Here is a 16484-nt window from a genome sequence, read left to right on the forward strand (position 1 = left end):
GTCGGTTTGCGTTTGCGGCAATGACGGGCGACACGGGGCAGGAGGTAGGGCGGTGACCAAGCCGGTGCAGACCATTGACGTGCTGCTGGCCGAGCACGCTGAGCTGGAGCGCCGGCTGGCCGACCCCGAGTTGCACGGCAATCCCGACGAGGCGCGCAAGGCCGGCCGCCGGTTCGCCCGCCTGGCCCCGATCGTGGGCACCTACCGCAAGCTGGTGGCCGCGCGCGACGACCTGGAGACGGCCCGAGAGCTGGCCGCCGACGACGCGTCCTTCGCCGCCGAGGTCACGGATCTCGAGACCCAGGTGGCCGAGTTGGACACCCAGCTCACCGACATGCTGGCCCCGCGCGACCCGCACGACGCCGACGACATCGTGCTCGAAGTGAAGTCCGGTGAGGGCGGCGAAGAATCGGCCTTGTTCGCCGCGGATTTGGCGCGGATGTACATCCGCTACGCCGAGCGGCACGGGTGGACCGTGACCGTGCTGGACGAAACCACCTCGGATCTCGGCGGCTACAAGGACGCTACGCTGGCCATCGCCAGCAAGGGCGACAGCGCCGACGGGGTTTGGTCCCGGATGAAATTCGAGGGCGGAGTGCATCGGGTGCAACGCGTCCCGGTGACGGAATCTCAAGGCCGCGTTCATACGTCGGCGGCCGGCGTGCTGGTGTACCCCGAACCCGAAGAAGTCGGCGAGGTGCAGATCGACGAGTCGGACCTGCGCATCGACGTCTACCGCTCGTCGGGGAAGGGCGGTCAGGGCGTCAACACCACCGACTCCGCGGTGCGCATTACGCACCTGCCCACCGGCATCGTCGTCACCTGTCAAAACGAGCGCTCGCAGCTGCAGAACAAGGCGCGCGCGCTGCAGGTCTTGGCCGCCCGTCTGCAGGCCCTGGCCGAAGAGCAGGCGCTGGCCGATGCCTCGGCCGACCGGGCCAGCCAGATCCGCACGGTGGACCGCAGCGAGCGCATCCGCACCTACAACTTCCCGGAGAACCGGATCGCGGACCACCGCATCAACTTCAAGTCGCACAATCTCGATCAGGTCCTAGACGGTGACCTGGACGCCCTGTTCGACGCCCTGGCCGCCGCCGACAAGCAGAGCCGGCTGCAACAGGCATGACGTCCCGCGGCGATGCAGAGTGAAGCGATGAGGCGGGGCCACGCCCCGCTTGCGGGGGAGAGCGGGACAATCCAGCTCAGCCTGCGGCGCGCCATCGACGATGCCGCGGCCACCCTTGCCGAGGCGGGAATCGATTCTGCGCGTTGGGATGCCGAACAGCTGGCCGCGCACCTGGCGGGCACCGACCGCGGGCGCCTGCCGCTGCTGGAGTTGCCGGGCGCGGACTTTCTCAGGCGCTACCGCGACGTCGTGGCCGCGCGCTCGCGACGGGTGCCCCTGCAACATCTGCTGGGGACCGCCGCGTTCGGACCCGCCCTGCTGCACGTCGGCCCCGGGGTTTTCATACCCCGCCCCGAGACGGAGGCCCTACTGGAATGGGCTATGGCGCAACAACTTACGCCTCGACCCGTCATCGTCGACCTGTGCACCGGGTCGGGCGCCCTGGCGGTGGCGCTGGCCCACCACCGGCCGGGGGCGCGGATCGTCGCCGTCGACAACTCCGAAGCCGCGCTCGCGTACGCCCGCCGCAACGTGCGCGGCACCGGAGTCGAGCTGGTGCGGGCCGATGTCACGGAGCTGGCCGGCGATCCTGGCCTGCTGGCCGAGTTCGATGGCCGGGTCGACATGGTGGTGACCAACCCACCCTACGTTCCCGACGATGCCGTCCTGGACCCCGAAGTCGCGCAACATGATCCACCCGCGGCCGTCTTCGGCGGTCCGGACGGAATGGCGGTGATCGCGCCTCTGCTCCGCGTCGCCGGTCGCTGGCTGCGCCCAGGTGGACTCATCGGCGTCGAGCACGACGACACCGCTTCGGCGCAGACGGTGGAATTGTTCGACCGCACAGGGGCGTTCGACGACATTCAGGCCCGCCGTGACCTGACCGGGCGGCCGCGCTTCGTGACGGCCCGCAGGAGGGCTGCGATGAGGCGGGGGCACCTCCCGCTTGCGGGGGAGAGCGGCGCCATTGACTGACGTCTTCGACTGTGCCGATCCCGATCAGCGCTCACTCGGGATTGCCGCCGCGGCGGCGGCGCTCAAGGGTGGCCGGCTGGTGGTCATGCCGACCGACACGGTGTACGGCATCGGCGCCGATGCATTCAACAGCGCCGCGGTCTCCGCGTTGCTGTCGGCGAAGGGGCGCGGGCGCGACATGCCGGTGGGCGTGCTGGTCGGCTCCTGGCACACCATCGAGGGGCTCGTCTACACCATGCCGGACGGGGCCCGCGACCTCATCCGCGCCTTCTGGCCGGGCGCGTTGAGCCTGGTGGTGAACCAGGCGCCGTCGCTGCAGTGGGACCTCGGTGATGCCCGCGGCACCGTGATGTTGCGTATGCCGTTACATCCCGTGGCGATCGAGCTGCTGCGCGAAGTCGGGCCCCTGGCGGTGTCCAGCGCGAACGTCTCCGGCCGCCCGGCCGCCGTGGACGCCACCGAGGCGCGCAGCCAGCTTGGCGATCTGGTCGACGTCTATCTGGAAGCGGGGCCGTCTGATCAGGGGGCGGCCTCCACGATCGTCGACCTCACCGGGGGCACGCCGCAGATTCTGCGGCCGGGCCCGGTGAGCGCGGAACGGATCGCCGAAGTGCTCGCCCTCGATCCGGAAAGCCTGACCGCCCAGGCCTGACTGGAGCGGTTGTCGAGGTCCCAGCTTTGTCCAGTACGGTCACGGTGATGTCCAGCGACGTAACCAACCTTGCCGGTGGTTTACTCGCGTTGGGCGACCGCGGCGCCGGCGTCCCGCTTCGTGAGCTGGCGCTGGTGGGCTTGACCGCGGCGATCATCACGTACTTCGCCACCGGCCCGGTACGGGTGTTGGCGACCCGGCTCGGCGCGGTCGCCTACCCGCGGGAGCGCGACGTCCACGTGACTCCGACGCCCCGAATGGGCGGGCTGGCAATGTTTCTCGGCGTCATCACGGCCGTCTTTCTGGCGTCCCAGCTTCCGGCGCTCACCCGTGGCTTCGTCTACTCCACCGGTATGCCCGCGGTCCTGGTCGCCGGCGCGGTCATCATGGGCATCGGCCTGATCGACGACCGTTGGGGCCTCGATGCGTTGACCAAGTTCGCCGGTCAGATCACGGCGGCCAGCGTGCTGGTCACTATGGGTGTGGCATGGAGCGTGCTGTACATCCCTATCGGCGGCGTGGGCACCATCGTGCTCGATCAGGCCTCGTCGATCCTGCTGACCCTGGCGCTCACCGTGTCGGTCGTCAACGCGATGAACTTCGTCGACGGCCTCGACGGCCTGGCCGCCGGTCTCGGGCTGATCACCGCGTTGGCCATCTGCATGTTCTCGGTCGGGCTGCTGCGCGACCACGGCGGTGACGTCTTGTTCTATCCGCCCGCGGTGATTTCAGTGGTGCTGGCCGGGGCGTGTCTTGGGTTCCTGCCGCACAACTTCCACCGCGCCAAGATCTTCATGGGCGACTCCGGCTCGATGCTGATCGGTCTGATGCTGTCGGCCGCGTCCACGACGGCCGCCGGCCCCGTCTCGCAGAACGCCTACGGCGCGCGCGACGTGTTCGTCCTGCTGTCGCCGTTCCTGCTGGTCGCCGCGGTCATCTTCGTGCCGATGCTCGATTTGCTGCTGGCGATCGTGCGCCGGACCCGCGCGGGTCGCAGCGCGTTCAGCCCCGACAAGATGCATCTGCATCACCGGTTGCTACAGATCGGTCATTCCCACCGCCGGGTGGTGTTGCTGATCTACCTGTGGGTCGGGATCGTCGCGTTCGGTGCCGCCAGCACAATCTTTTTCCGCCCCCGCGATACCGCCGCGGTGATGCTGGGCGCCATCGTGGTGGCCGGCATCGCGACGGCGATCCCGCTGTTGCGCCGGGGCGACGACTACTACGACGAAGGGTAGTAGGGGGGTCCTTCGTGTGGTACGGTCCTGGTAGAACCCCAAAAAGCCGTGCAGGCTACCGGCCTATCGGAGGGTGGTCCGACCGGGCTGATTCGGGACCGGCCGCGGGAGATACCCCTTGGGTGATTCAACTGTGACGTGCGATACGCTCGGCGGGCCACCGATCACTCGGTCGGGGGGTTCCCGTTCCATCAACCTGGGATTGAGGTGCTGCAGTGACGACACCAGCGCAGGACGCGCCGTTGGTGTTTCCCTCTGTTGCTTTCCGTCCGGTTCGGCTCCTGGCGATCAGCGTTGCCATCACAGCGGTGGCGGTGCTCGCCGCCGGGCTGTCCGGTCATCTGATGGTTGGGGTCTTCTTCGGCATCGGGCTTCTCCTGGGTTTGCTCAACGCGGTGCTGGTGCGTCGCTCGGTTGAGTCGATCACCGCCAAAGACCACCCGCTCAAGCGGTCGATGGCGCTCAACTCGGCGTCACGGCTGGCCATCATCACCGTCGTCGGGCTGATCATCGCCTACGTCTTCCGGCCCGCCGGCCTGGGCGTCGTATTCGGATTGGCGCTTTTCCAGGTCCTGTTGGTCGCCTCGACCGCGCTTCCGGTGTGGAAGAAGCTGCGCGCCGGCGACTGGGCGGCGTCGTCGGGCGGTGCCGAAGGCGGCGTGAGCGCAGGGTCGGAAGGACCGCAAGGAAGGAACACCACCGATGCCTGAGACGACGTTCCTGGCCGAGGGCTCGATCGAGGTTGGCGCGCACACCCACGCCAAGTGGCTCGGCCTGACCGTCAACACCGACACGATTCTGGCGACGGGGATCGCCGCGGTGATCGTGCTGGCACTGGCCTTCTTCCTGCGCGCCAAGATCACCTCCACCGGTGTGCCCAGTGGCGTTCAGTTGTTCTGGGAGGCCATCACCGTCCAGATGCGCGATCAGATCGAAAGCGCGGTCGGCATGCGCATCGCGCCGTTCGTGTTGCCGCTGGCCGTCACCATCTTCGTGTTCATCCTGATCTCCAACTGGCTCTCGGTGCTTCCGCTGCAGTACACGGACAAGTCCGGACACACCACCGAACTGCTGAAGTCGGCGGCGGCGGACATCAATTACGTTCTGGCGCTGGCTCTGTTCGTGTTCGTCTGCTACCACGTGGCCGGCATTTGGCGCCGCGGCGTCATCGGGCACCCGCTCGCGGTGCTCAAGGGCCACGTGGCGTTCCTGGCGCCGATCAACCTGGTCGAGGAGCTGGCCAAGCCAATCTCGTTGTCGCTCCGACTTTTCGGCAACATCTTCGCCGGCGGCATCCTGGTCGCGCTGATCGCGCTCTTCCCGCCGTACGTGATGTGGGCGCCCAACGCGATCTGGAAGGCCTTCGACCTGTTCGTCGGGGCGATTCAGGCCTTCATCTTCTCGATTCTGACCATCTTGTACTTCAGTCAGGCGATGGAGATCGAGGATCACCATGACTGAGACCAGCATCAATTGTTCTGACCCACGCACCATTACAGAGACCTGGTAGACCCCCTACCAGATATCAAGGAGGATAAGAATGGCTCTGGACCCCCAAGTCGCTGCCGCTGCACTCATCGGCGGTGGACTCATCATGGGCGGCGGCGCGATCGGTGCCGGTATCGGTGACGGTATCGCCGGTAACGCGCTGGTTTCCGGTATCGCCCGGCAACCCGAGGCGCAAGGCCGGCTGTTCACGCCGTTCTTCATCACCGTCGGTCTGGTTGAGGCGGCCTACTTCATCAACCTGGCCTTCATGGCGCTGTTCGTATTCGCCACCCCCGTCGGCACCTAGTTCGCTGCGATGGGTGACGCGACTCTGAGCGTTCTGGCATCCAGCCAGGTGGTGGCCGAGGGAGGCAGCAACTTCCTCGTCCCGAACGGCACCTTCTTCTTCGTGCTGGCCATCTTCCTGATCGTGCTGGCCGTCATCGGCACCTTCGTTGTGCCGCCGGTCATGAAGGTGTTGCGCGAGCGCGACGCCATGGTTGCCAAGACGGCTGCCGACAACAAGAAGGCGGCCGAACAGTTCGAAGCGGCCAAGGCCGACTACGAAGAAGCCCTGACCGAAGCGCGGGTCCAGGCGTCGTCTCTGCGCGACAACGCCCGCGCCGAAGGCCGTAAGGTGGTGGAAGACGAGCGCGCCCGTGCCGAACAACAGGTGATGTCGACGTTACAAATGGCATCCGAGCAATTGAAGCGGGAGAGGGACGCCGTGGAACTGGATCTGCGCGCCAACGTTGCCGCGATGTCGGCGACACTGGCCAGCCGGATCCTGGGCGTCGAGGTCGCGCCCGCCACCGCGAGCGCATCCGCAACAGGGAAGTCCGGGCGGTAATCACGTATGTCGACTTTCATCGGGCAGTTAATCGGATTCGCGGCCATCGTGTTTCTGGTCGTGCGGTATGTCGTGCCGCCGGTGCGTCGTCTGATGACCGCTCGGCAAGACGCCGTGCGCCAGCAGTTGAAAGACGCTGCGACGGCGAGCGATCGATTGGCCGAGTCGACCACGGCACACAGCAACGCCGTCGAATCCGCCAAGTCGGAGGCCGAACGGATCGTCGAGGAGGCCAAGACCGACTCGGGCCGCATCGTCGAACAGTTGCAGGCCCAAGCCAACATCGAATCCGAACGCATCACCGGGCAGGGCAGCCGCCAGGTCGACCTGTTGCGCACCCAGCTGAGCCGGCAGCTCCGTATGGAACTCGGGCACGAAGCGGTGCGTCAAGCGGGTGAGTTGGTGCGCAACTACGTCGCCGACCCGGCACAGCAGTCGGCCACCGTCGACCGGTTCCTCGACGAGCTCGACGAGATGGCTCCCGCATCGGCCGACGTCCAATATCCGTTGATGACCAAGATGCGCTCGTCGAGTCGCGTCGCACTGGCCGATCTGTCGGATAAGTTCAGCACCATAGCCAAAGATCTTGACAACAAAGCTCTATCGGCGCTTTCCCGGGAGCTGGTCGATGTCGCGCAGATGCTGGACCGCGAGATCGTCGTCACGCGCTATCTCACCGTTCCCGCCGAGGATGGCGCCCCCAGGGTCCGGTTGATCGAGCGACTGGTTTCCGGCAAGGTCGGCGACGCCACACTCGACGTGCTGCGCTCGGCGGTCTCGGAGCGTTGGTCGGCCAACTCCGATCTGGTCGACGCCATCGAACACGTGTCTCGACAGGCGCTGCTCGAAGTCGCCGAACGCGACGACAAAGTCGACGAGGTCGAAGAACAGCTGTTCCGGTTCTCCCGCATCCTCGACGCACAGCCGCAACTTTCCATCCTGCTGGGTGACTACGCCGTTCCGGTCGAGGGTCGGGTCGCGTTGTTGCGCAAGGTGCTTGACAGCGCAAGCGGCAGCGTCCACCCCATTGTGACCGCATTGCTGACCCAGACGGTCGAACTGCTCAGGGGCCAGCCCGCCGAGGACGCCGTTGAGTTCTTGACGAAAGTCGCCGTGGCGCGCCGCAACGAGATCGTCGCCACGGTCAGGGCCGCGGCCGAACTCAGCGATGCCCAGCGGTCTCGTCTCAACGACGTGCTCGGCCGCATCTACGGTCACGCGGTGGCGGTGCAGCTGCAGATCGATGCCGAACTGCTGGGCGGTCTGCTCATCTCCGTGGCCGATGAAGTGATTGACGGGACACTCGCTTCTCGCCTTGCCGCGGCCGAGGCTCAGTTGCCCGACTGACACCAACCATCATCACAAACCTATTCCGACGCACGCGAACCACGATCAAGTAGGAAGACGAAAAGCCATGGCCGAGTTGACAATCTCCGCTGATGACATCCAAAGCGCCATCGAGGAGTACGTAGGCTCTTTCACGTCCGACACCTCCCGAGAAGAGGTCGGCACCGTCGTCGACGCCGGGGACGGCATCGCGCACGTCGAAGGCCTGCCCTCGGTCATGACCCAGGAGCTGCTCGAGTTCCCCGGCGGCGTCCTCGGCGTCGCGCTCAACCTCGACGAGCACAGCGTCGGCGCGGTGATCCTGGGTGAGTTCGAGAAGATCGAAGAGGGCCAGCAGGTCAAGCGCACCGGCGAAGTCCTGTCGGTCCCCGTCGGCGACGCGTTCCTCGGACGCGTCGTCAATCCGCTCGGCCAGCCGATCGACGGCCGCGGAGACATCGACACCGACATCCGTCGCGCGCTGGAGATCCAGGCGCCCTCGGTGGTGCAGCGGCAGAGCGTGAGCGAGCCGCTGCAGACCGGCATCAAGGCGATCGACGCCATGACCCCGATCGGTCGCGGCCAGCGCCAGCTGATCATCGGCGACCGCAAGACCGGCAAGACCGCCGTCTGCGTGGACACCATCCTCAACCAGCGGGAGAACTGGGAGAGCGGCGACGAGCGCAAGCAGGTGCGCTGCGTGTACGTGGCCATCGGCCAGAAGGGCACCACGATCGCCTCCGTCCGGCGCGCCCTGGAAGAGGGTGGCGCGATCGACTACACCACCATCGTCGCGGCGCCCGCCTCCGAATCGGCCGGCTTCAAATGGCTTGCGCCGTACACGGGTTCGGCCATCGCCCAGCACTGGATGTACGACGGCAAGCACGTGCTGATCGTCTTCGACGACCTGAGCAAGCAGGCCGAGGCCTACCGGGCGATCTCATTGCTGCTGCGGCGCCCGCCGGGCCGCGAGGCGTACCCCGGCGACGTGTTCTACCTGCACTCGCGCCTGCTGGAGCGCTGCGCCAAGCTGTCCGACGAACTCGGTGGTGGCTCGCTGACCGGCCTGCCGATCATCGAGACCAAGGCCAACGACATCTCGGCCTACATTCCCACCAACGTCATCTCCATCACCGACGGGCAGTGCTTCCTGGAGTCCGACCTGTTCAACCAGGGTGTGCGGCCCGCCATCAACGTCGGTGTGTCGGTGTCCCGCGTGGGTGGTGCGGCGCAGATCAAGGCCATGAAGGAGGTGGCCGGCTCGCTGCGGCTGGACCTGTCGCAGTACCGCGAACTGGAATCGTTCGCCGCCTTCGCCTCCGACCTGGACGCGACGTCCAAGGCGCAGCTGGAGCGCGGTGAACGGCTCGTCGAACTGCTCAAGCAGCCGCAGTACCAGCCCATGCCGGTCGAGGAGCAGGTCGTTTCGATCTTCCTGGGCACCGGCGGTCACCTGGACTCGGTGCCCGTCGAGGACGTCCGGCGCTTCGAGACCGAGCTGCTGGACCACATGCGGGCCTCGGAAGAGAAGTTCCTGGCCGGCGTCCGCGACAGCGGCAAGCTCTCCGAAGAGGGCGAGAATCAGCTCACCGAGATCATCAACAACTTCAAGAAGGGCTTCGCGGCCACCGGCGGCGGATCGGTGGTGCCCGACGAGCACGTCGAAGCCCTGGACGAAGAGGATCTGGAAAAAGAGTCCGTACAGGTCAAAAAGGAGAAGCCGAAGGACAAGAAGGAATCCAAGGGTTCCAAGGCCTCCGGCAAGGACAAGAAGTAGCCACCGATGGCAGCAACACTTCGCGAATTGCGCGGCCGGATCCGTTCGGCCGGGTCGATCAAGAAGATCACCAAGGCCCAGGAGATGATCGCGACCTCGCGCATCGGCAAAGCGCAGGCCAGGTTGGAATCCGCCCGGCCGTATGCATTTCAGATCACGTCGATGCTCACCACGCTGTCCTCCGAGGCCGCTTTGGACCATCCATTGTTGGTCGAACGTGACGAGCCGAAGCGGGCCGGCGTCCTGGTGGTGTCCTCCGACCGTGGTTTGTGTGGCGCGTACAACTCGAGCATCTTCCGTCGCTCCGAGGAGCTGTTTTCCCTGCTTAGGGAGGAGGGCAAGGCGCCGGTCGTCTATACGGTGGGCCGAAAGGCGCTGAATTACTTCAAGTTCCGCAACTGGGACATCACCGACTCGTGGACGGGGTTCTCCGAGCAGCCCTCGTATGAAAACGCCGCGGAGATCGCGTCCACCCTGGTCGAGACGTTCATGGCCGGCACGGGCGATGACGAGTCGCAGGACGGCCAGGGTGTCGACGAACTGCACATCGTCTACTCGGAGTTCAAGTCGATGATGTCGCAGGCCGCGGTGGCCCACCGCATCGCTCCGCTGGTCATGGAATACGTCGAGGACACCGATGAACTCCACACCTTGTACTCGTTCGAGCCGGACGCGACAACGCTTTTCGAGGCCCTGCTGCCGCGGTACGTGACGACCCGGGTTTACGCGGCACTACTCGAATCGGCGGCATCGGAGCTTGCGTCGCGGCAAAGGGCGATGAAGTCGGCAACGGACAACGCGGACGACCTGATCAAGGAGCTCACGCTGATGGCGAACCGCGAGCGGCAGGCTCAGATCACCCAAGAGATCAGCGAAATCGTCGGCGGCGCAAACGCGCTGGCCGACGCTAAGTAGCACACGAGGAAGAAGAAAATGACTGCTACTGACGAAAAGACCACCAACTCCGACACCAGCGGCCGCGTCGTGCGAATCACCGGCCCGGTGGTCGACGTCGAGTTCCCGCGCGGGTCCGTGCCGGAATTGTTCAACGCGCTCAACGCGGAGATCACGTTCGAGGAGCTCAAGAAGACCCTGACGCTCGAGGTGGCGCAGCACCTCGGCGACAACCTGGTGCGCACCATTTCGCTGCAGCCCACCGACGGTCTGGTGCGCGGGGTCCAGGTGACGGACAGTGGCAAGCCGATCTCGGTGCCGGTCGGCCAAGAGGTCAAGGGTCACGTCTTCAACGCGCTGGGCGACTGCCTGGACAAGCCCGGTTACGGAGAAGAGTTCGAGCATTGGTCGATTCACCGCAAACCGCCGGCCTTCGAAGAGCTCGAGCCCCGCACCGAGATGCTCGAGACGGGTCTGAAGGTCGTCGACCTGCTCACCCCGTACGTGCGTGGCGGCAAGATCGCGCTGTTCGGCGGTGCCGGCGTGGGCAAGACGGTGTTGATCCAGGAGATGATCAACCGTATTGCCCGAAACTTCGGTGGCACTTCGGTTTTCGCCGGTGTCGGTGAGCGCACCCGCGAGGGCAACGACCTGTGGGTCGAGCTCAAGGAAGCCGACGTACTCAAGGACACCGCGCTGGTGTTCGGTCAGATGGACGAACCGCCCGGCACCCGTATGCGCGTGGCCCTGTCCGCGCTGACCATGGCCGAGTGGTTCCGTGACGAGGCCGGCCAGGACGTGCTGCTGTTCATCGACAACATCTTCCGGTTCACGCAGGCCGGATCCGAGGTATCGACCTTGCTCGGTCGTATGCCGTCGGCCGTGGGGTACCAGCCCACGCTGGCCGACGAGATGGGCGAGCTGCAGGAGCGCATCACCTCGACGCGAGGCAAGTCGATCACGTCCATGCAGGCCGTCTACGTGCCCGCCGACGACTACACCGACCCTGCGCCGGCAACCACGTTCGCCCACCTGGACGCCACCACCGAGCTGTCGCGTTCGGTGTTCTCCAAAGGCATCTTCCCGGCAGTGGACCCGCTGGCATCCAGCTCGACCATCCTGGACCCGAGCGTCGTCGGAGACGAGCACTACCGGGTGGCGCAGGAAGTCATCCGAATCCTGCAGCGGTACAAGGACCTACAGGACATCATCGCGATCCTCGGTATCGACGAGTTGTCCGAAGAGGACAAGCAGCTCGTTCAGCGGGCACGCCGAATCGAGCGATTCCTGTCGCAGAACATGATGGCGGCCGAACAGTTCACCGGCCAGCCCGGCTCGACGGTGCCGCTGAAGGAGACCATCGAGGCGTTCGACCGCCTGACCAAGGGCGATTTCGACCACATCCCCGAGCAGGCGTTCTTCTTGATCGGTGGCCTCGACGACTTGGCGAAGAAGGCCGAAAGCTTTGGCGCCAAACTGGATTCCTGAGGCGTGAGCGAAAAGGCTCTGAAAGGCTCGTGGCATGGCTGAATTGAACGTTGAGATAGTCGCCGTCGACCGAAAGATCTGGTCGGGTGAAGCAACGTTTCTGTTCACTCGCACCACCGTCGGTGAGATCGGCATCTTGCCGCGGCACATTCCGCTGGTAGCGCAGTTGGTCGACGACGCAATGGTGCGCGTCGAACGAGAAGGTGACGACGATCTGCGGGTCGCGGTGGACGGCGGATTCCTGTCCGTCACCGAGGAATCGGTGACAATCCTCGCCGAATCAGCCGAGTTCGAGTCGGAGATCGACGAGAGCGCCGCCAGAGAGGCTGCTGAGTCGGACGATCCGCGTATCGCGGCCAGGGGGCGCGCACGGTTGCGCGCCGTCGGCGCGATCGACTAATCGGCCGATGAGCGCGCCCATGGTTGGCATGGTCGTGCTCGTCGTCGTGCTGGCGAGCGCCGTCGTCGCGCTGAGCTATCGATTGTGGAAGCTGCGCCAGGGCGGCACGGCGGGGATCATGCGAGACATTCCCGCGGTCGGAGGCCACGGCTGGCGCCACGGTGTGATCCGTTACCGCGGTGGTGAAGCCGCGTTCTACCGGCTGTCCAGTCTGCGATTGTGGCCGGACCGACGGCTGAGCCGACGAGGCGTGGAGATCGTGTCCCGCAGGGCGCCACGCGGCGACGAGTTCGACATCATGACCGATGAGATCGTCGTCATCGAGCTGCGTGACACCACCCAGGACCGCAGGTCTGGCTACGAGATCGCGCTCGACAAGGGCGCGTTGACGGCGTTCCTTTCCTGGCTGGAATCGCGTCCGTCGCCGCGGTCCCGCCGGCGCAGCCTCTAGATCGGGCTTAAGGCATACTACGCGCCGACGTTCCCGCCGCCCGGTTTCCAGAGCACATCGCCACCCGGGTTGGCCACCCGCGACAGGATGAAGAGCAGATCCGAGAGGCGGTTCAGGTACTTCGCGGGCAGCACATTGACCTGCCCCGGCGCGGCATCGACCGCGGCCCATGCCGATCGTTCGGCCCGGCGCACCACGGTGCGGGCGACGTGCAGATACGCCGACAACGGCGAACCACCAGGCAGCACAAACGAATTCAACTTCGGCAGGGGCTCGTTGTATGTGTCACACCAGTTTTCGAGCCTATCGATGTAGGGCTGGGTGACTCGCAGTGGGGGATATTCGGGGTTGTCGACCACGGGAGTCGACAGATCCGCGCCGGCGTCGAACAAATCGTTTTGGATCTGTCGCAACACGCTCGCGAGCTGCTCGTCGGGCCGTCCCACGGCGACCGCGACGCCGATTGCCGCGTTGGCTTCGTCGCAATCGGCGTAGGCCACCAGCCGGGGATCGTTTTTGGAGACCCGCGAGAAGTCGCTCAATCCCGTGGTTCCGTCGTCGCCGGTTCGTGTGTAGATGCGAGTCAGGTGTACGGCCATGAGCAAACCGTACTCGGGTGTGGCTCGGGCGACTGACAAGGCGATACCGCTTCACTAGACTGACGCGGGTGGCTGAGCGATTCGTGGTGACCGGCGGCAACCGGTTGTCCGGCGAAGTCGCAGTAGGGGGCGCAAAAAACAGCGTGCTCAAGCTGATGGCCGCGACGCTGTTGGCCGAAGGCACCAGCACGATCACCAACTGCCCCGACATCCTGGACGTGCCGCTGATGGCGGAGGTGCTGCGCGGGCTGGGCGCAACCGTTGAACTGGATGGCGATGTCGCCCGGATCACCTCACCCGATGAGCCGAAATACGATGCCGACTTCGCCGCGGTGCGGCAGTTCCGCGCGTCGGTGTGCGTGTTGGGACCGCTGGTCGGCCGGTGCAAGCGCGCCCGTGTCGCGCTGCCGGGCGGTGACGCGATCGGTTCGCGCCCACTGGACATGCATCAGGCCGGCCTGCGGCAGCTGGGTGCGCAATGCAACATCGAGCATGGATGCGTGGTGGCGCAGGCCGATGCGTTGCGCGGCGCGGAGATTCAGCTGGAGTTCCCCTCGGTCGGCGCCACCGAGAACATCCTGATGGCCGCGGTGGTGGCCGAGGGCGTGACCGTCATCCACAACGCGGCGCGCGAGCCCGACGTCGTGGACCTGTGCACGATGTTGAACCAGATGGGCGCGCAGATCGAAGGCGCCGGCTCGCCGACGATGATCATCACCGGCGTCCCGAAGCTGCACCCGACCGAGCATCGCGTCATCGGGGATCGCATCGTCGCCGCCACCTGGGGGATCGCCGCCGCGATCACCCGCGGCGACATCACGGTGACGGGCATCGACCCGGCGCACCTGCAGGTGGTGCTGCACAAGTTGCACGACGCCGGCGCCACGGTGACCCAGACCGACGACAGCTTCCGGGTGGCGCAGTACGAGCGCCCGAAGGCCGTCAATGTGGCGACCCTGCCGTTCCCCGGGTTCCCGACAGACCTGCAGCCCATGGCCATCGCCCTGGCGTCGATCGCCGACGGCACATCGATGATCACCGAGAATGTATTCGAGGCGCGCTTTCGGTTCGTCGAAGAAATGATCCGTTTGGGCGCCGATGCCCGAACCGACGGACACCACGCCGTCGTTCGGGGGCTGCCGCAATTGTCGAGCGCGCCGGTGTGGTGTTCGGACATTCGGGCCGGCGCGGGCCTGGTATTGGCCGGGCTTGTCGCCGACGGAGACACCGAGGTTCACGACGTCTTCCACATCGATCGCGGCTACCCGTTGTTCGTGGAAAACCTGGCGATTTTGGGAGCGGAGATCGAGCGGGTACAGTAACCAAAGTCAGTGCCCCACAAGCGCGATCACCAACGCGAAGGTGGACGAGAGCGGGGCCTTGACTCCCTTGCTGGATTGGTACTAGCCTGGCACGGCTACTCCCGAGACGATCTCTAGCAGATCAGAATTGGGAGTTGACTCACCTGCCGGATCTGTATTAAGCTGGCAGGGTTGCCCCAAAACGGGCGAAACAAGTGTTGTTTGAGAACTCAATAGTGTGTTTGGTCTTTTTATTTGTTGTTGTTTTTTGACCATACTTTGCACCCCCCGTGTGTGGGTATGGTCGTTTTTTGATGCCAGTTTTTTGGCGTCTTGTCAGGTATCTCTGATTTGAAATTCACCTCGCTCTGCGAGGAGATTTTGTTTGGAGAGTTTGATCCTGGCTCAGGACGAACGCTGGCGGCGTGCTTAACACATGCAAGTCGAACGGAAAGGCCCCTTCGGGGGTACTCGAGTGGCGAACGGGTGAGTAACACGTGGGCAATCTGCCCTGCACTTCGGGATAAGCCTGGGAAACTGGGTCTAATACCGGATAGGACCTTTAGGCGCATGTCTATTGGTGGAAAGCTTTTGCGGTGTGGGATGGGCCCGCGGCCTATCAGCTTGTTGGTGGGGTGATGGCCTACCAAGGCGACGACGGGTAGCCGGCCTGAGAGGGTGTCCGGCCACACTGGGACTGAGATACGGCCCAGACTCCTACGGGAGGCAGCAGTGGGGAATATTGCACAATGGGCGCAAGCCTGATGCAGCGACGCCGCGTGGGGGATGACGGCCTTCGGGTTGTAAACCTCTTTCACCATCGACGAAGGTCCGGGTTTTCTCGGATTGACGGTAGGTGGAGAAGAAGCACCGGCCAACTACGTGCCAGCAGCCGCGGTAATACGTAGGGTGCGAGCGTTGTCCGGAATTACTGGGCGTAAAGAGCTCGTAGGTGGTTTGTCGCGTTGTTCGTGAAATCTCACGGCTTAACTGTGAGCGTGCGGGCGATACGGGCAGACTAGAGTACTGCAGGGGAGACTGGAATTCCTGGTGTAGCGGTGGAATGCGCAGATATCAGGAGGAACACCGGTGGCGAAGGCGGGTCTCTGGGCAGTAACTGACGCTGAGGAGCGAAAGCGTGGGGAGCGAACAGGATTAGATACCCTGGTAGTCCACGCCGTAAACGGTGGGTACTAGGTGTGGGTTTCCTTCCTTGGGATCCGTGCCGTAGCTAACGCATTAAGTACCCCGCCTGGGGAGTACGGCCGCAAGGCTAAAACTCAAAGGAATTGACGGGGGCCCGCACAAGCGGCGGAGCATGTGGATTAATTCGATGCAACGCGAAGAACCTTACCTGGGTTTGACATGCACAGGACGCGTCTAGAGATAGGCGTTCCCTTGTGGCCTGTGTGCAGGTGGTGCATGGCTGTCGTCAGCTCGTGTCGTGAGATGTTGGGTTAAGTCCCGCAACGAGCGCAACCCTTGTCTCATGTTGCCAGCGGGTAATGCCGGGGACTCGTGAGAGACTGCCGGGGTCAACTCGGAGGAAGGTGGGGATGACGTCAAGTCATCATGCCCCTTATGTCCAGGGCTTCACACATGCTACAATGGCCGGTACAAAGGGCTGCGATGCCGTAAGGTTAAGCGAATCCTTTTAAAGCCGGTCTCAGTTCGGATTGGGGTCTGCAACTCGACCCCATGAAGTCGGAGTCGCTAGTAATCGCAGATCAGCAACGCTGCGGTGAATACGTTCCCGGGCCTTGTACACACCGCCCGTCACGTCATGAAAGTCGGTAACACCCGAAGCCAGTGGCCTAACCTTTTGGAGGGAGCTGTCGAAGGTGGGATCGGCGATTGGGACGAAGTCGTAACAAGGTAGCCGTACCGGAAGGTGCGGCTGGATCACCTCCTTTCTAAGG

General features: G+C 64.7%; 16 protein-coding genes and 1 rRNA gene. 16 read left to right on the top strand and 1 reads right to left on the bottom strand.

Translation table 11 applies throughout. The features are described 5' to 3' along the window. Positions 1–52 precede the first annotated feature (52 nt). From prfA to BST14_RS00230, 14 genes are all read left to right on the top strand, one after another. Positions 53–1126: a peptide chain release factor 1 gene (gene prfA, locus BST14_RS00165; RefSeq protein WP_083062591.1), complete on the top strand. Its 1074-nt coding sequence runs from the start codon at positions 53–55 to the stop codon at positions 1124–1126. 69 nt (positions 1127–1195) lie between these two features. Beyond that, positions 1196–2101, top strand: a complete 906-nt coding sequence (prmC, locus tag BST14_RS00170; protein WP_368731243.1) for a peptide chain release factor N(5)-glutamine methyltransferase — start codon at positions 1196–1198, stop codon at positions 2099–2101. Further along, entirely contained in the window at positions 2094–2753 is a 660-nt protein-coding gene (locus BST14_RS00175; RefSeq protein WP_083062593.1) for an L-threonylcarbamoyladenylate synthase, read from the top strand. Before prmC ends, BST14_RS00175 begins: the two co-directional genes overlap by 8 nt. A gap of 47 nt (positions 2754–2800) precedes the next feature. Beyond that, positions 2801–3991, top strand: a complete 1191-nt coding sequence (locus BST14_RS00180) for a glycosyltransferase family 4 protein (protein WP_066864565.1) — start codon at positions 2801–2803, stop codon at positions 3989–3991. A gap of 215 nt (positions 3992–4206) precedes the next feature. Next, positions 4207–4701 carry an ATP synthase subunit I gene (locus BST14_RS00185; RefSeq protein WP_083062594.1) on the top strand — a complete coding sequence of 165 codons (495 nt, stop codon included), beginning with the start codon at positions 4207–4209 and terminating at the stop codon, positions 4699–4701. Further along, positions 4694–5452: a F0F1 ATP synthase subunit A gene (gene atpB / locus BST14_RS00190; protein WP_083062595.1), complete on the top strand. Its 759-nt coding sequence runs from the start codon at positions 4694–4696 to the stop codon at positions 5450–5452. The genes BST14_RS00185 and atpB overlap by 8 nt, the downstream gene beginning before the upstream one ends. Positions 5453–5537: 85 nt before the next feature. Further along, a complete protein-coding gene (locus BST14_RS00195; RefSeq protein WP_024636915.1) occupies positions 5538–5786 on the top strand; it encodes a F0F1 ATP synthase subunit C in 249 nt (82 codons plus the stop codon). A gap of 9 nt (positions 5787–5795) precedes the next feature. After that, on the top strand, positions 5796–6329 hold the full coding sequence (locus BST14_RS00200) for a F0F1 ATP synthase subunit B (protein WP_083062596.1): 534 nt from the start codon (positions 5796–5798) through the stop codon (positions 6327–6329). Positions 6330–6335: 6 nt separating this feature from the next. Continuing rightward, a complete protein-coding gene (locus BST14_RS00205) occupies positions 6336–7676 on the top strand; it encodes a F0F1 ATP synthase subunit B/delta (protein WP_083062597.1) in 1341 nt (446 codons plus the stop codon). A gap of 67 nt (positions 7677–7743) precedes the next feature. Then, positions 7744–9432 carry a F0F1 ATP synthase subunit alpha gene (gene atpA, locus BST14_RS00210; RefSeq protein WP_083062598.1) on the top strand — a complete coding sequence of 563 codons (1689 nt, stop codon included), beginning with the start codon at positions 7744–7746 and terminating at the stop codon, positions 9430–9432. Positions 9433–9438: 6 nt separating this feature from the next. Next, on the top strand, positions 9439–10347 hold the full coding sequence (locus BST14_RS00215) for a F0F1 ATP synthase subunit gamma (RefSeq protein WP_083062599.1): 909 nt from the start codon (positions 9439–9441) through the stop codon (positions 10345–10347). An 18-nt stretch (positions 10348–10365) separates the two neighbouring features. After that, positions 10366–11814, top strand: a complete 1449-nt coding sequence (gene atpD, locus BST14_RS00220) for a F0F1 ATP synthase subunit beta (protein ID WP_083062600.1) — start codon at positions 10366–10368, stop codon at positions 11812–11814. Positions 11815–11848: 34 nt separating this feature from the next. Continuing rightward, positions 11849–12214 (top strand): F0F1 ATP synthase subunit epsilon, encoded by a 366-nt coding sequence (locus BST14_RS00225; protein ID WP_083062601.1) that lies wholly within the window; start codon positions 11849–11851, stop codon positions 12212–12214. A 7-nt stretch (positions 12215–12221) separates the two neighbouring features. Continuing rightward, a complete protein-coding gene (locus BST14_RS00230) occupies positions 12222–12665 on the top strand; it encodes a DUF2550 domain-containing protein (protein WP_083062602.1) in 444 nt (147 codons plus the stop codon). A 17-nt stretch (positions 12666–12682) separates the two neighbouring features. Here BST14_RS00230 and BST14_RS00235 read toward each other — a convergent pair whose 3' ends face one another. Next, the gene (locus tag BST14_RS00235) at positions 12683–13264 is read right to left on the bottom strand and encodes a cob(I)yrinic acid a,c-diamide adenosyltransferase (protein ID WP_083062603.1); all 582 of its coding nucleotides are present in this window, start codon (positions 13262–13264) and stop codon (positions 12683–12685) included. A gap of 68 nt (positions 13265–13332) precedes the next feature. Between BST14_RS00235 and murA the strand changes: the two genes are divergently transcribed. Both murA and BST14_RS00245 read left to right on the top strand, forming a co-directional pair. Continuing rightward, the gene (gene murA, locus BST14_RS00240) at positions 13333–14586 is read left to right on the top strand and encodes a UDP-N-acetylglucosamine 1-carboxyvinyltransferase (protein WP_083062604.1); all 1254 of its coding nucleotides are present in this window, start codon (positions 13333–13335) and stop codon (positions 14584–14586) included. Between the two features lie 361 nt (positions 14587–14947). Further along, positions 14948–16478: ribosomal RNA gene (locus BST14_RS00245) — 16S ribosomal RNA — on the top strand. The last annotated feature ends 6 nt before the right edge of the window (positions 16479–16484 follow it).

The sequence above is a fragment of the Mycobacterium arosiense ATCC BAA-1401 = DSM 45069 genome (genome assembly GCF_002086125.1).
GTDB lineage: Bacteria > Actinomycetota > Actinomycetes > Mycobacteriales > Mycobacteriaceae > Mycobacterium > Mycobacterium arosiense.

Bases quoted from the DNA above. Each gene is read 5' to 3' on its own strand.
- atpA (WP_083062598.1), top strand. From the start codon at position 7,744: ATGGCCGAGTTGACAATCTCCGCTGATGACATCCAAAGCGCCATCGAG.
- BST14_RS00215 (WP_083062599.1), top strand. From the start codon at position 9,439: ATGGCAGCAACACTTCGCGAATTGCGCGGCCGGATCCGTTCGGCCGGG.
- BST14_RS00235 (WP_083062603.1), bottom strand. From the start codon at position 13,264: ATGGCCGTACACCTGACTCGCATCTACACACGAACCGGCGACGACGGA.
- BST14_RS00230 (WP_083062602.1), top strand. From the start codon at position 12,222: ATGAGCGCGCCCATGGTTGGCATGGTCGTGCTCGTCGTCGTGCTGGCG.
- BST14_RS00205 (WP_083062597.1), top strand. From the start codon at position 6,336: ATGTCGACTTTCATCGGGCAGTTAATCGGATTCGCGGCCATCGTGTTT.
- BST14_RS00225 (WP_083062601.1), top strand. From the start codon at position 11,849: ATGGCTGAATTGAACGTTGAGATAGTCGCCGTCGACCGAAAGATCTGG.
- atpB (WP_083062595.1), top strand. From the start codon at position 4,694: ATGCCTGAGACGACGTTCCTGGCCGAGGGCTCGATCGAGGTTGGCGCG.
- atpD (WP_083062600.1), top strand. From the start codon at position 10,366: ATGACTGCTACTGACGAAAAGACCACCAACTCCGACACCAGCGGCCGC.
- BST14_RS00180 (WP_066864565.1), top strand. From the start codon at position 2,801: ATGTCCAGCGACGTAACCAACCTTGCCGGTGGTTTACTCGCGTTGGGC.
- BST14_RS00200 (WP_083062596.1), top strand. From the start codon at position 5,796: ATGGGTGACGCGACTCTGAGCGTTCTGGCATCCAGCCAGGTGGTGGCC.